Raw genomic sequence first — 14,772 nt, forward strand, 5'->3', positions numbered from 1 at the left:
GGGGACTGGCAACGGGAGACAACTCTTCTTAGACTGATATTCCAGTCAATCACGCGCTAACGGTTATGTCTCACGCTTACGATACCTTTGAAACGCTTTGCCAACAGAATGCGGTCCTGCGGGAAACCGTCTCGCTGAATTCGGGCATTCAGCTGGCAGCGTGGTACAACAAGCACGATACGATAACGGTAAAAAGCAACCATCATACCCTCAGCCTGTACGTGGCGGACGGCTACGAAAGCTACCAAAAAACGCCGGGCGGCTGGAAGAACGGCGGGGGACCGGACCGTTTCTGCTTGATGCCAAAAGAGAGCGAATCAACGTGGGATATCCGTGATGACCTGTCGTTTGTGCATCTCTACTGCACCGATGAGCACCTGCGCGACGTTGGGGAAAAGATCTGGGACAAGCGGCCGCTCTCGCTGACGCTGGACGAGCGCATTTTTGGTAGCGATCCGAAGATCACCGCGCTGTACCGCCAGTTTTTGCTCGGCTGCGACTGGCAGCAGCACGCCAACCAGCTCACCCTGAGCACGGCCTCTACGCTGCTCCTGACCCATCTGCTGCAAAACTACTCTAACGTTCAGTGGAAGCTGCCGGTCGTCACCGGAGGGCTATCGCCATTCGTGCTGCGCAACGTGCTGGCCTTTATCGAAGAGAACCTGGGACAGCCCCTGACGCTGGCTGAACTGGCGGCGCAGGCCGCCCTCAGCGAATACCATTTCGCCCGCATGTTCCGCCAGTCAACGGGGCTGGCGCCGCATCAGTACGTGATGCAGAGGCGAATGGAAAAAGCGAAGGCCCTGGTGCAGCACACCTCGACGCCGCTGACGGACATCGCCCTTGCCTGCGGGTTTAACTCCGCCAGCCACTTCAGCAACCGCTTTCGCAGCGCGACGGGTATGACGCCTTCTCAGCTACGCGCGGCGAGCGCGTGAAAACAGGGCATAGCATACGCCGCCCAGCACCAGCCCCCAGAATGCCGAACCGATGCCGAGGATCGTGACGCCGCTTGCGGTCATCAGGAACGTCACGATGGCCGCGTCGCGCTCCGCTTCGTGATTCAGCGCCTGATATAAACTCCCGCTGATGGTGCCCAGAAGCGCCAGACCGGCCAGCGTCTGGATCCAGCTGAGCGGCAGGGCGGCCATCAGCCCGGTAATCGAACCGCCGAAAATCCCCGCCAGCAGATAAAACCCTCCGGCTGCGACGGCCGCCAGCCAGCGTTTATCGGCATCCGGGTGTGCATCCGGGCTTTGACAAATGGCGGCAGTAATGGCCGCGATACAGATAGAAAAGACGCCAAAAGGGGAAAGCAGCAGCGCCAGCGCACCCGTAACGATGATGAGCGGTGAGACGGCCAGCGGGTAACCGGAAGCCTTCATCGTAGCGAAACCCGGCGCGTTTTGCGATGCCATGGTGACCAGGAAGAAGGGCACGCCGATACTCACCAGGCTGGTGAAGGTGAACGTGGGCGCAATAAACTCAGGCATCACAAGGGAGAACGCGAGCCTATCGGTGACAACGTCACCTCCCGCCCATGCCACGATACCGCCTGCAAGCAGCGTGACCACGATGGCATAGCGCGGCGCCAGCGCTTTGGCCAGCAGCCACGCCGCAATCATGCTGCCGCACAGCAGAAAGTGTCCCTCAAGATGCGCAAAAGCATGCAGGCCAAACTGCAGCAACACCCCAGCCAGCATGGCGGCAGCAAGCGAATGGGGGATCAGCCTCATCAAACGGGCGAAGAGTCCGGTGATGCCGCAAAGTAAAATGAGCGCGTTAGCAAAGATGAACACGCCGATCGTCTCAGCCAGGGTCACGCCGTGCAGGCTGGTGGCGAGCAGCGCCGCGCCGGGCGTCGACCAGGCGGTCAGCACCGGCGCTTTGTACCACCAGGAAAGCGCCAGCGTGCTGACCCCCATCCCAATCCCCAGCGCGGTCATCCAGCCCGCAATCTGCTGTGCGCTGGCGCCTGCCGCAGCGGCGGCCTGCCAGATGATGGCGGCCGAGCTGGCGTAACCGACCAGCACGGCGACAAATCCAGCCAGTGCGACTGGAACAAGGTGAGAGGAAGGGCGCATGGAAACTCCGTTGTGCGTTATAACGTCCGGTATAAGGTAACACTGTGCGCTATAGCGTACAAGTGGTATGCTTATCGCCATCAGGAGGGAACATGGACATCACACTACATCTTGCAACAACGCTGAAAACGCTGCGCCAGGTGCGCGGCTGGAGTTTGTCGAAGCTCGCGGACGAGACCGGCGTGTCGAAAGCCATGCTCGGGCAAATCGAGCGAAATGAATCCAGCCCGACGGTGTCGACGCTGTGGAAAATTGCCACCGGACTGAACGTCCCGTTTTCCGCGTTCATCACGCCGGAGGCGGATCGGCAGGCGGTGTTTGACCCGCAGCAGCAGGCGATGGTGGTCAAACCGCTCTTTCCGTGGGACGAGACGCTCGGGTTTGATTATTTCTCCATTACGCTGGCACCCGGTGCGCTGAGTGAATCCACGCCGCATGAGGCCGGGGTGATTGAACATGTGGTGGTGGTCAGCGGCGAGCTGGAGATGAAGCTTGACGGCAAATGGCAGACGATTTCTGCCGATTCGGGCGTCCGTTTTGCCGGCGATAAACCGCACGCCTACCGCAACAGCAGCGAGCGGACGGTGCATTTTCACTCCCTGATTCATTATCCCCGCTGACGCTACGCAAAACTGTTTCGCTGACGCATACTTCTGACTACAATAGCCGCCATTTTGACCATAACGGATAACGACGAAGTATGCGCCTGCAATCCCATCATCTTGAACTTTTAAGCCCGGCCCGCGACGCCGCCATTGCCCGTGAAGCGATCCTTCACGGCGCTGACGCCGTTTACATTGGTGGCCCTGGCTTCGGTGCCCGCCATAACGCCAGCAACAGCCTGAGCGATATTGCTGAACTGGTGCCGTTCGCCCACCGTTTCGGGGCGAAAGTGTTCGTGACCCTGAACACCATTCTTCATGATGATGAGCTGGAGCCTGCGCAACGTCTGATTACCGATCTCTACCAGACCGGCGTTGATGCCCTGATCGTTCAGGACATGGGCGTGCTTGAGCTGAATATTCCGCCCATTGAGCTCCATGCCAGTACCCAGTGTGATATCCGTACGGTTGAGAAGGCGAAGTTTCTCTCCGACGTCGGCTTTTCACAGATCGTTCTGGCGCGCGAGCTGAACCTGAATCAGATCCGCGATATTCACCAGGCGACAGACGCGACGATTGAATTCTTTATCCACGGTGCGCTGTGCGTGGCGTATTCCGGCCAGTGCAATATTTCCCACGCGCAGACGGGCCGCAGCGCCAACCGCGGCGACTGCTCTCAGGCCTGCCGTCTGCCGTATACCCTGAAAGACGATCAGGGCCGCGTCGTGGCGTTCGAAAAACACCTGCTCTCCATGAAGGATAACGATCAGACGGCCAACCTGGGCGCGCTGATAGACGCGGGCGTGCGTTCCTTCAAGATTGAAGGGCGCTACAAAGACATGAGCTACGTGAAGAACATCACCGCGCACTATCGCCAGATGCTGGACGCCATCATCGAAGATCGCGGCGACCTGGCGCGCGCGTCGGCCGGGCGCACCGAGCATTTCTTTATTCCGTCGACGGACAAAACGTTCCACCGCGGCAGCACGGACTATTTTGTGAATGCCCGTAAAGGAGATATCGGCGCGTTTGACTCACCGAAGTTTATCGGTTTACCGGTCGGTGAAGTGCTGAAAGTGGCGAAAGATCACCTTGATGTCGAAGTGACGGAACCGCTGGCGAACGGCGATGGCCTTAACGTGATGATCAAGCGTGAAGTCGTGGGCTTCCGCGCCAATACGGTGGAGAAAACCGGTGAGAACCGCTACCGCGTATGGCCGAATGAAATGCCAGCCGATCTCTACAAGGCGCGGCCGAACGCGGCGCTTAACCGAAACCTCGATCATAACTGGCAGCAGGCGCTGCTGAAAACCTCCAGCGAACGCCGTATCGCCGTGGATATTGAACTGGGCGGCTGGGAAGAGCAGCTGATTCTGACCATGACCTGTGAAGACGGCATCAGCGTGACGCATACACTCGATGGCCTGTTTGAGGTGGCGAACAACGCGGAAAAAGCGCTTAACAGCCTGAAGGATGGCGTGGCGAAGCTGGGCCAGACGATTTACTACGCCCGCGCTATCGACGTGAATCTGCCGGACGCGCTGTTCGTGCCGAACAGTCTGCTTAACGCGTTCCGCCGTGAAACGGCAGAGATGCTGGATGCCGCGCGCCTGGCACAGTATCCGCGCGGTAGCCGTAAAGCGGAAGCCGTTCCTGCGCCAGTATACCCGGACACCCATTTATCCTTCCTCGCCAACGTCTACAACCATAAAGCCCGTGAATTCTATCATCGCCACGGCGTGCAGCTGATCGACGCTGCCTACGAAGCGCATGAAGAGAAGGGCGATGTGCCGGTGATGATCACCAAGCACTGCCTCCGCTTTGCGTTTAACCTGTGTCCTAAACAGGCGAAAGGGAACATCAAGAGCTGGAAGGCCACCCCCATGCAGTTGGTGAACGGTGACGAAGTTCTGACCCTTAAGTTTGACTGCCGTCCTTGCGAAATGCATGTGATTGGCAAGATGAAAAACCACATCTTCAAAATGCCACAGCCCGGCAGTATCGTGGCGTCCGTCAGTCCGGACGACCTGATGAAAACCCTGCCAAAACGCAAGGGCAGCTAATCACCGAACGTGCGTGTCCGGTTTGCGCGATTTCTGCCACAGGTGGTGTTCGCGCAAACCCTCCGCCGACTCTTCCGCAGCGCTTCGCAACTCATCGCTGTCGGCTTCATGACGAAGCTGATGCCCCACATTCTTTACCCATAAATATTCATGTCCTTTGTGCCCGGCCATAAGCTGGCCTGAAAACAGCGCACAGATAAGCATCACGAGAGATAACCCTTTTCTAATCATGGATCCACCGCTGAAAAACACTGCGGGATAATCATGTCGATTATTTTTTAGGGTTATTATTCAAAAATTAAAATTAGCGCAAAGAAAATGTCAAATAATGTGGTTTCGGAATAGCGGTTAAGACATTTCCTAAAATTCATCTGAATCTTTGTAAAGCTCCATTTCTGGACCACAATTGGATATTTGCATTAAGGATTAATCTTATATAATAGATATCTTGGGCTAAGGAACAGGTCATTTATAAATGAAAAAAATAGTAGCACTTGCGCTTCTGGCGGTGGCTGTTGGAGCCGTTGCAGGGGTTCGTTATGCAGGTAATGACGAACCAGAATATATTCAGTCTGCAGAAATTCGCGTGGGTTCCTATTTAACCAGCGATTATGGTGGCGTTGCCTGCACCAGCAAAAAAGTGAACGATCAGCGTTGGGAATTAGATTGCACTCATCAGGCAAGAGGAAAAACATTCCAGTTCGCGGTGTATCCCTCTGAAAAAGCACCTTATGGTGTCGCACGCTCCTTTTATCTTGAAGCCATTAATGACGACGCAAAACAGAGCGCTGAGCAGGGCCTTATGCGTTATTTGCAGATCAATACCCATGCAGGTTAATAAGGTTGTTTAGCGTTCGTTAAGGCAACAGGTGTTAGGTTGTAAGGGATCCGCAGCCCGGCCATGGAGTGTCGGGACGTAGAGACCAAAATACAAATCTATCCATGCAAGCATTTACCGCCATTTTTGGCGGTTTTTTTTTGCGTGCAGGCCGTCGCGGTGGGTTTATGGCGTCAGCCGATAGTGCGACTGCACCAGGCCTGAAGGGAAGCTGCGGCTTGATATCAGGGTCAAATCAATATCCTGGGACAACGTTCCGAACAGCGGTTTTCCCGACCCGAGCAGGACAGGAACGGTCGTGATCACCATATCGGCTACCAGTCCTTCGCGCAGGAACGACTGGATCACCTGTCCGCCATCAAGATAGACGCGATGAACGTCCTGCGCGGCGAGATCCTCAAGCACCTCCTTTGGCGTGCGGCATGAGAACTGCACTTTGCCCCTCAGCGCCTCCGGCACGGGCGTATCGGCCAGCTGTCGGGAAAGTACCAGCACGGGACGATCGTAAGGCCATGCGTCAAGGGTCAGTACCTTCTCATAACTCCCTCGTCCCATCACGATGCAGTCTTTGTCCGCGATAAACGCCTCATAGCCATGATCTTCCGCCGGATCGTCGCGCTGCAGCAGCCAGTCAATATCGTCATTCTGTCGGGCGATGTAACCATCAAGACTGACCGCGATAAAAACGTGTGTAGTGACCATCATGTGCTCCGTGTGCCAGTGTAGCCATAAAAATAACGCCTCAGCGGGCAGTACCGGGACGTGAAAATTGTTTGCGATACTGAGCCGGGGAAAGCGCGAACTGCTGGCGAAAATGATGACGCAATGTCGATGCCTGACCAAACCCGGTCTGTTCAGCGATGCTGTCGATGCTTAACCGGCTGCTTTCCAGGTAATCTTTCGCTCTCAGCAGGCGCTCATTGATCAACCAGCGCGCGGGCGTCGTCCCCGTCGCCGCTTCGAAGCGACGAAGGAAAGTGCGCTGGCTCATGCCGACCCTGCGAGCCAGCGAGTCGACGCTGTGCGCCTCGATGAGATGCGTGTGCAGGAAATCAAACAGCTGGCCGAGCCGCTGGCTCTCCCGCAGCTGCGCCACCGGGCGGCTCAGCTGCTGCGGCTGAGATCCATCCCTGTGAGGGGGAATGACCAGCCGACGCGCCACGCTGTTGGCGGTTTCCAGGCCATAATCACGACGCACAACGTGCAGACAGAGATCGATTCCCGCCGCGCTGCCCGCGGAGGTCAGTATATCGCCCTCGTCCTGGTAGAGCACATCCTCAACTACGTCGATGTCAGGGTAACGGGCTTTCAGCGCGTCAATGTAGCGCCAGTGCGTCGTGGCTTTACGTCCGTTCAGCAGCCCCGATGCTGCCAGCACAAACACGCCCGAGCAGATAGAGAGCAGCTGACACCCGCGCGCGCTGGCCTGACGCAATGCCCCGCAGAGCGCATCCGGAACCGGTGAGTCCAGTCCCCGCCAGCCCGGAACAACGATCAGATCGGCAGACTCAAGCAGGGCGATATCCCCATCGGTAATAATGCGGATCCCGCCTGTCGCGCGAAGTTCACCGCTATCAACGCTCGCCACCGCAAAACGATACCATTCGTCGCCCAGCTCGGGGCGCGGCAGGCCGAAGATTTCCACCGCTACGCCAAACTCAAAGGTACACAGACCGTCATACGCCAGCACGACCACTTTCGGGCGGGAAATTTGTCTTAAGTTTGTCATCTTTTTGCTGTTTTCTGGCATAAGCGAACGCATTCACGGGCTGAATTTGTGGATAGAGTAGTGTTAACACAAACGCCAAAGATGAGGAAGGATCATGAGCTATGTTACTGAATTTCCGGCTGCCGAGCCGCAGGAAGCCGTTACCCATTTTCTGCGTCGCCTGAGCGTCGAAACCGACTGTGCCGATGTGCATCACGCCATCGTCAACCATGAGCAGGACTTCGTGCTGCTGCACGTGGTGGGAAGCCCGGAGCAGTTTGCCCGCCGTCACGTGCCTGGCGCACTGCACCTGCCGCGGAGCCAGATTACCGCCGAGCGCATGGCCCAATGGCCTGAAGGCACGCTGTTCGTCGTTTACTGCGCGGGGCCGCACTGCAACGGCGCAGACAGAGCCGCGCTGAAGCTGGCGCGCCTCGGGCTGCCCGTCAAAATCATGCTCGGGGGCATCACCGGCTGGGAAGATGAAAAGTTCGCCTTTGCGAGTAGCGAAACCGCCGCCGCGCTGTGAAGATGAATTTTTTTCAACACCCGTGAAATTTTCTCGTTTGCCGGAACAGGACAGGTATGACATCTTTTTTGGACATTTAGACATCCAGAAGTCTAAAAATTCAAATAGTGAATTATCACTGCGGGTAATTAATACCGGCAGACCGAGGAGATTTCCATGCAACGACACCATGCCCCTTACCGCGCCGATGTAGTCGGCAGTTTTTTACGCCCGGATGCCATCAAGCAGGCTCGCCTGAAGTTCGCCAGCGGCGAAATTGATGCCGGACAGCTTCGCGCGGTAGAGGATGACGCCATCCGCCACATCGTTGAGCAGCAGTGCGCGTGCGGGCTGCATGTGGTTACCGACGGCGAGTTTCGTCGTGCCTGGTGGCACTTCGACTTCTTCGACGGTCTGCAGGGCGTTGAGCGTTACGATTCACAGCAGGGCATACAGTTCAACGGAGTACAAACCAAAGCCCACGGCGTGCGCGTGACCGGCAAGCTGGGCTTTGGTGACCATCCGATGCTGGAAGATTTTCGTTATCTGAAAAGCATCAGCGGCAATGCTCAGCCGAAAATGACCATTCCCAGCCCGAGCGTGCTGCATTTCCGCGGAGGTCGTAAAGATATTGATGCCACTGTGTATCCGGACCTGAATGTGTATTTTGACGATTTGGCAACCACCTGGCGCGACGCCATCCGCGCATTCTACGACGCGGGCTGCCGTTACCTGCAGCTGGATGACACCGTCTGGGCCTACCTCTGTTCAGACGATCAGCGCCGTCAGATCCGCGAGCGCGGCGATGATGCCGATGAGCTGGCACGCATCTATGCCCGCGTCCTGAACAAGGCGCTGGAAGGCAAGCCGGACGACCTGACCATCGGGCTGCACGTCTGTCGCGGCAACTTCCGTTCAACCTGGATTTCCGAAGGCGGCTATGAGCCGGTGGCGGAAGTGCTGTTCGGGACGGTCAACGTTGACGCGTTCTTCCTTGAATATGATAACGACCGCAGCGGTGATTTCGCGCCTTTGCGCTTTGTTCGACCGGGCAAGCAGCAGGTGGTGCTGGGTCTAATTACCACGAAAAACGGCGAGCTGGAGAACCCGGAGGGTGTCAAAGCCCGCCTGGAAGAGGCGGCGAAATACGTGGCAAAAGAGCAAATTTGCCTCAGCCCGCAGTGCGGCTTTGCCTCTACCGAAGAGGGCAACAGCCTGAGCGAAACCCAGCAGTGGGACAAAGTCCGTCTGGTCACGCAGATCGCCAGCGAAGTCTGGTAAAACCTCCTCCTCAGCGCTGCATTATAAAAGTGCAGCGCTGTGCCATTCTGAGACGTTCTCTTTACATCCTGCGTTCCACCGCCTGCAATAGCGCTTCCTCCATTCTGGCATCCTTTTTGCTCCTGCTTCGCTGACACTTTTATTTCCGCGTCCATGCCGTAACGGACGTTTTCGCACAGCGTTCTTTTTCAGGAGTGAAAATATGCAGCGTCGTACCTTATTAAAAGCCTTTGCGTTATCCGCGTCCGTCGTGGCGATGGGAATGAGTTTTGGCGTGCAGGCGGCCGATACCATCAAAGTGGGGATCATGCATTCTCTTTCCGGCACGATGGCCATCTCCGAAACCCCGCTGAAGGACGTCGCCCTGATGACTATCGACGAAATCAACGCGAAAGGCGGCGTGCTGGGTAAGAAACTGGAGCCGGTGGTGGTGGATCCGGCCTCAAACTGGCCGCTGTTTGCCGAGAAAGCGCGCCAGCTGTTGAGTCAGGATAAAGTGGCGGTAGTGTTCGGCTGCTGGACGTCGGTTTCGCGCAAATCCGTGCTGCCGGTCTTCGAGGAGCTGAACGGCCTGCTGTTCTACCCGGTGCAATATGAAGGCGAAGAGATGTCGCCGAACGTCTTCTATACCGGCGCGGCTCCGAACCAGCAGGCCATTCCGGCGGTGGAATACCTGATGAGCGAAGACGGCGGCGCGGCGAAACGCTTCTTCCTGCTGGGAACCGATTACGTCTACCCGCGCACCACCAACAAGATCCTGCGCGCGTTCCTGCATTCGAAAGGGGTGGAAGATAAGGACATTGAAGAGGTTTACACCCCGTTTGGCCATAGCGACTACCAGACCATCGTCGCCAATATCAAGAAATTCTCCGCAGGCGGCAAAACCGCCGTGGTGTCGACCATCAACGGCGATTCCAACGTTCCGTTCTACAAAGAGCTGGCTAACCAGGGGCTGAAGGCGACCGACGTGCCGGTGGTGGCGTTCTCCGTAGGCGAAGAAGAGCTGCGCGGGATCGACACCAAACCGCTGGTCGGCAACCTGGCCGCGTGGAACTACTTTGAATCCGTGGATAACCCGACCAACCAGGCCTTCGTGGCGGATTACAAAGCCTATGCCAAAGCGCATAAGCTGCCGAACGCCGATACCGTGGTGACCAACGACCCGATGGAAGCCACCTGGGTGGGGATCCATATGTGGGCGCAGGCGGTGGAAAAAGCCGGCACTACCGACGTGGATAAAGTGCGTGCGGCGATGGCCGGCCAGTCCTTTAAGGCGCCGTCTGGCTTTACGCTCACCATGGATGCCACCAACCACCATCTGCATAAGCCGGTCATGATCGGCGAAATCGAAGGCAACGGCCAGTTTAACGTGGTGTGGCAGACGGAGCAGCCGGTGCGCGCCCAGCCGTGGAGCCCGTTCATCGCCGGAAACGATAAAAAGCCCGATCAGCCGATGAAAACCGCCAGCAACTAAGCCATCACCGCAGGGAGAAACGTCATGAACGCCATGCGTATGTTCATCGCTCTTGTATGGCTTTCCGGACTGCTGCCAGGGATGGCGCAGGCATCGGATGCCGATCGTTTTGTTGCCGCCAGCCGCAGCCAGCAGGCGGAACTGTTGACGCAATGGGCCGTCGCGCCGGACCCGGTAAGGCTGCCGCTGCTGCAGGCGCTGCAAAAGGAAAATCTGTATACCGACAGCCAAAAGCACGCTTTTGCGCAGCGCAATGGTCAAATGGTCTCGCTCGGTGACGCTAAGGCGGCCGAAGGGCCAGCCAAAGCCGTTCGTCTGACCAACCGGCTGCGCGTGCTGGCCGCCACGGCCATCGCTACGCATCAGCTGGTGAGTGACAGCGTCACCGAAAGGCGGGCTGCGGCACGTCAGCTTCAGCGGGATGCCCAGCCCGGGATGCTCGCTTTTCTGGAAAAGCGGGTAAACGATGAAACGGACGCGGTGGCACGTCAGGCGCTATTACTGGCGGTGGCGAATCTCCAGCTAGCCAGCCCGCAGGCAGAGGTGCGCCGCAAGGCTGTCGAATTATTAGGGCAGTCTGACGATCCGGACGTGGAGTCCAGACTTACCCCGTTTATCCAGGCACAGACAGAGCCGGATGCCGGGGTGCGCGCCGCCGCGCAGGAGAGCCTTAGCCAGATCCAGCATCGACTTATGTGGGGCGATCTGCTGGGCCAGGCGTTTATGGGGCTGTCCCTGGGGTCGGTGCTGCTGCTGGCGGCGCTGGGGCTTGCCATCACCTACGGCCTGCTGGGCGTCATTAATATGGCGCACGGCGAGATGCTGATGCTGGGCGCGTATGCCACGTGGATGGTGCAGCAGGCGATGGCCGGGATTGCGCCCCAGTGGCTGGCGATCTATCCCGTTATCGCGCTGCCGGTTGCGTTCTGCCTGACGGCGGGCATCGGGATGGTGCTGGAGCGCACCGTGATCCGCCATTTGTACGGTCGTCCGCTGGAAACGCTGCTGGCGACGTGGGGGATCAGCCTGATGATTATCCAGCTGGTGCGCATGACGTTTGGCGCCCAGAACCTGGAGGTCGCCAACCCCGCATGGCTGTCCGGTGGAGTGCAGGTTTTTGCCAACCTTACGCTGCCGTGGAACCGCATCGTGGTGCTGGGCTTCGTGCTGCTGGTGCTGTTCTTTACCTGGCTCATTTTGAATAAAACCCGTCTGGGGCTCAACGTGCGGGCGGTGACGCAGAACCGCAGCATGGCCGCCTGCTGCGGGGTACCGACAGGTCGCGTCGATATGCTGGCGTTTGGGCTTGGCTCGGGGATTGCCGGGTTAGGCGGCGTGGCATTATCGCAGCTTGGTAACGTCGGGCCGGAGCTGGGCCAGGGTTATATCATCGACTCTTTCCTCGTGGTCGTTCTTGGTGGCGTAGGCCAGCTGGCAGGCAGCGTAGCCGCGGCCTTTGGTCTGGGCATTTTCAATAAAATTCTTGAACCGCAGATGGGGGCGGTGCTGGGCAAGATCGTGATTCTGGTGGCGATCGTGCTGTTTATTCAGAAACGCCCGCAGGGGCTGTTTGCGCTGAAAGGGAGGGTGATTGACTGATGAGCCAGCCGCTGACCTTAACGCTGGCGCGCAAAGCGCCGCGCACAACGCAACTTGCAGGCAGCCTGCTGGTGGTGTGTTTGCTGATATTACCGTTTTTGGCCTTACTGCCTGCGACGCATCCGCTGGCGCTGTCGACCTGGATGCTGACGCTGATTGGCAAGATCCTCTGCTATGCCATCGTTGCGGTGGCGCTGGATCTGGTGTGGGGCTACGCCGGGATGCTCTCTCTCGGGCACGGCATCTTTTTCGCCCTGGGCGGCTACGCGATGGGGATGTACCTGATGCGCCAGGCCGCAGGGGACGGTCTTCCTGCGTTTATGTCGTTCCTCTCCTGGAGCGAACTGCCGTGGTTCTGGTGGGGAACCCAGCATTTTGCCTGGGCGCTGGTGCTGATTGTGATGGTGCCGGGCCTGCTGGCGCTGGTGTTTGGCTGGTTTGCCTTCCGCTCAAAAATAAAAGGAGTCTATTTCTCGATTATGACCCAGGCGCTGACCTATGCCGGGATGCTGCTGTTCTTTCGCAACGAAACCGGTTTTGGCGGCAATAACGGTTTTACCGGCTTCACCACGCTGCTCGGGTTTTCGGTGACGGAAACGACCACCCGTATCGCGCTGTTTCTGGCGACCGTGCTGTTGCTGATCCTGGCGTTGGGCACCGGATTTGCGCTGGCGAAGAGCAAGTTTGGCCGCATCCTGACCGCCGTTCGCGACGCCGAAAATCGCCTGACATTTTGCGGCTACGATCCGCGCGGCTTCAAGCTGCTGGTATGGACGCTCTCTGCCGTGCTGTGCGGCCTGGCGGGGGCACTTTACGTCCCGCAGGTGGGCATTATCAACCCCGGTGAAATGTCACCAACGAACTCGATAGAAGCGGCCATCTGGGTGGCGCTGGGCGGGCGCGGCACGCTGGTCGGTCCGGTGATTGGCGCGGCGCTGGTGAACGGTGCCAAGAGCTTCTTCACCGTCGCGATGCCGGAATACTGGCAGCTGTTTCTGGGGCTGATTTTTATCGCCGTCACGCTGTTTTTACCGCGCGGCGTCTACGGTCTGTTTCGAAAGGGAGATAAATAATGCAGCCAGCCGAAGGGTTATTTACCCGCCAGTTGCCCGGCGATCGTTACCGTGAACAGACCGACCCGGTGCTTCAGCTTGAGGCCATTAACGTCAATTTTGATGGATTCCAGGCCCTGACCGATCTCTCGCTGAATATCGGCGTGGGCGAGCTGCGCTGCGTGATTGGCCCTAATGGAGCCGGTAAAACCACGCTGATGGACGTCATCACCGGCAAAACGCGGCCAAAGAGCGGCAGGGCGATTTACGATCAGTCCATCGACCTGACCGCGCTGGAGCCTGCGAGCATTGCCCGCCAGGGGATCGGGCGTAAATTCCAGAAACCCACCGTTTTTGAAGCGCTGACGGTGTGGGAAAACCTGGAGATCGCCATGAAAACCGATAAATCCGTCTGGGCGAGCCTGCGGGCAACGCTCAACGGTGAACAGCGCGACCGCATTGACGAAATGCTTGTTTTGCTGCGCCTTAGCGGCGAGCGCGACCGCCGCGCGGGGCTGCTTTCGCACGGGCAAAAACAGTTTCTGGAAATCGGGATGCTTTTGGTTCAGGACCCGCACCTGCTGCTGCTGGATGAACCGGCCGCAGGGATGACCGACGCGGAAACGGAATACACCGCCGAGCTGTTCAAAACGCTGGCGGGTAAGCATTCCCTGATGGTGGTAGAGCACGATATGGGCTTTGTTGAAACCATCGCCGATCGCGTTACGGTGCTGCATCAGGGGCGGGTTCTGGCGGAAGGTTCGCTTCGCGAGGTGCAGGCCAACGAGCAGGTGATTGAGGTCTATCTGGGACGTTAAGGAGGGGTGATGCTACAGGTCAATGAACTGAATCAGTACTACGGCGGAAGCCATATCCTGCGCGGCGTGAGCTTTGAAGCCGTCACCGGAGAAGTCACCTGTCTGCTGGGGCGCAACGGCGTCGGGAAAACCACGCTGCTGAAGTGTCTGATGGGGCTGATCCCGGCGAAAACCGGGGAGATTGTCTGGCAGGGTAAAACGATCACCCACAGCAGGCCGCACCAGCGGGTGCGGTCTGGCGTGGCGTACGTTCCGCAGGGCCGCGAGATTTTCCCGCGCCTGACCGTGGAGGAGAACCTTCTGCTGGGGATGTCGCGATTTTCCGCCCGCGAGGCGAAGCAGGTGCCGGAAGAGATCTGGCAGCTGTTTCCGGTGCTTAAAGAGATGAAGCAGCGTCGCGGGGGGGACCTCTCCGGTGGACAACAGCAGCAGCTGGCGATTGGTCGCGCCCTGGCGAGCCGCCCGCAGCTGCTGATTCTGGACGAGCCAACCGAAGGCATACAGCCGTCGGTGATTAAAGAGATTGGCCAGGTGATCCGCACCCTGGCGGACCGGGGGGATATGGCGATCCTGCTGGTCGAGCAGTTTTACGACTTTGCCGCCGAGCTGGCCGACAGCTACCTGCTGATGTCGCGCGGCACCATCATTCAGCGCGGACGGGGTGAAAACATGGAGCAGGAGGGCGTTCGCGGGCTGGTTGCGATCTGAAGTGTTATAATATAACATTCGCATTCTTATCAAACGG

Annotated in this window: 15 protein-coding genes; 11 read left to right on the top strand and 4 right to left on the bottom strand. The window is 58.2% G+C overall.

All coding sequences use genetic code 11. The features are described from left to right. Nucleotides 1-65: 65 nt before the first annotated feature. Nucleotides 66-938, top strand: a complete 873-nt coding sequence (locus AC2TE5_RS11210; RefSeq protein WP_121423701.1) for a helix-turn-helix transcriptional regulator — start codon at nt 66-68, stop codon at nt 936-938. On the opposite strand, the gene AC2TE5_RS11215 is transcribed toward AC2TE5_RS11210, so the two are convergent. Further along, nucleotides 918-2,084 (bottom strand): benzoate/H(+) symporter BenE family transporter, encoded by a 1,167-nt coding sequence (locus AC2TE5_RS11215; protein ID WP_213327498.1) that lies wholly within the window; start codon nt 2,082-2,084, stop codon nt 918-920. The two genes, AC2TE5_RS11210 and AC2TE5_RS11215, sit on opposite strands and share 21 nt — an antisense overlap. A gap of 92 nt (nt 2,085-2,176) precedes the next feature. On the opposite strand from AC2TE5_RS11215, the gene AC2TE5_RS11220 reads away from it, so the two are divergent. Continuing rightward, on the top strand, nt 2,177-2,704 hold the full coding sequence (locus AC2TE5_RS11220; RefSeq protein WP_213327499.1) for a helix-turn-helix domain-containing protein: 528 nt from the start codon (nt 2,177-2,179) through the stop codon (nt 2,702-2,704). 80 nt (nt 2,705-2,784) lie between these two features. After that, a complete protein-coding gene (locus tag AC2TE5_RS11225) occupies nt 2,785-4,749 on the top strand; it encodes a peptidase U32 family protein (protein ID WP_484613273.1) in 1,965 nt (654 codons plus the stop codon). Here the strand turns inward: AC2TE5_RS11225 and AC2TE5_RS11230 are convergent, their stop codons facing one another. After that, on the bottom strand, nt 4,750-4,980 hold the full coding sequence (locus tag AC2TE5_RS11230; protein WP_213327501.1) for a DUF2554 family protein: 231 nt from the start codon (nt 4,978-4,980) through the stop codon (nt 4,750-4,752). Between the two features lie 244 nt (nt 4,981-5,224). Here AC2TE5_RS11230 and AC2TE5_RS11235 point away from each other — a divergent pair, with 244 nt between their 5' ends. Further along, a complete protein-coding gene (locus tag AC2TE5_RS11235; protein ID WP_213327502.1) occupies nt 5,225-5,587 on the top strand; it encodes a hypothetical protein in 363 nt (120 codons plus the stop codon). Between the two features lie 165 nt (nt 5,588-5,752). Here AC2TE5_RS11235 and AC2TE5_RS11240 read toward each other — a convergent pair whose 3' ends face one another. Next, entirely contained in the window at nt 5,753-6,289 is a 537-nt protein-coding gene (locus AC2TE5_RS11240; protein WP_484613333.1) for a dihydrofolate reductase family protein, read from the bottom strand. A 40-nt stretch (nt 6,290-6,329) separates the two neighbouring features. Further along, nucleotides 6,330-7,337 (bottom strand): transcriptional regulator FtrA, encoded by a 1,008-nt coding sequence (gene ftrA, locus AC2TE5_RS11245; RefSeq protein ID WP_484613274.1) that lies wholly within the window; start codon nt 7,335-7,337, stop codon nt 6,330-6,332. Between the two features lie 73 nt (nt 7,338-7,410). On the opposite strand from ftrA, the gene AC2TE5_RS11250 reads away from it, so the two are divergent. The 7 genes from AC2TE5_RS11250 (at nt 7,411) to urtE (ending at nt 14,735) form a co-directional block, all read left to right on the top strand. Next, entirely contained in the window at nt 7,411-7,824 is a 414-nt protein-coding gene (locus AC2TE5_RS11250) for a rhodanese-like domain-containing protein (protein WP_023335689.1), read from the top strand. 156 nt (nt 7,825-7,980) lie between these two features. Beyond that, a complete protein-coding gene (locus AC2TE5_RS11255; protein ID WP_484613275.1) occupies nt 7,981-9,084 on the top strand; it encodes a cobalamin-independent methionine synthase II family protein in 1,104 nt (367 codons plus the stop codon). Nucleotides 9,085-9,286: 202 nt separating this feature from the next. Beyond that, nucleotides 9,287-10,558 carry an urea ABC transporter substrate-binding protein gene (urtA, locus tag AC2TE5_RS11260; RefSeq protein WP_133548938.1) on the top strand — a complete coding sequence of 424 codons (1,272 nt, stop codon included), beginning with the start codon at nt 9,287-9,289 and terminating at the stop codon, nt 10,556-10,558. A 24-nt stretch (nt 10,559-10,582) separates the two neighbouring features. Then, the gene (gene urtB, locus AC2TE5_RS11265) at nt 10,583-12,157 is read left to right on the top strand and encodes an urea ABC transporter permease subunit UrtB (RefSeq protein WP_484613276.1); all 1,575 of its coding nucleotides are present in this window, start codon (nt 10,583-10,585) and stop codon (nt 12,155-12,157) included. Further along, complete coding sequence (gene urtC, locus AC2TE5_RS11270; protein WP_063142794.1) at nt 12,157-13,230, top strand: urea ABC transporter permease subunit UrtC; 1,074 nt, start codon at nt 12,157-12,159, stop codon at nt 13,228-13,230. Before urtB ends, urtC begins: the two co-directional genes overlap by 1 nt. Next, complete coding sequence (gene urtD / locus AC2TE5_RS11275; protein ID WP_484613277.1) at nt 13,230-14,027, top strand: urea ABC transporter ATP-binding protein UrtD; 798 nt, start codon at nt 13,230-13,232, stop codon at nt 14,025-14,027. The genes urtC and urtD overlap by 1 nt, the downstream gene beginning before the upstream one ends. A gap of 9 nt (nt 14,028-14,036) precedes the next feature. Beyond that, nucleotides 14,037-14,735, top strand: a complete 699-nt coding sequence (gene urtE / locus AC2TE5_RS11280) for an urea ABC transporter ATP-binding subunit UrtE (protein ID WP_213327507.1) — start codon at nt 14,037-14,039, stop codon at nt 14,733-14,735. The last annotated feature ends 37 nt before the right edge of the window (nt 14,736-14,772 follow it).

The sequence above is a fragment of the Enterobacter sp. N5-15 genome, assembly GCF_057221635.1.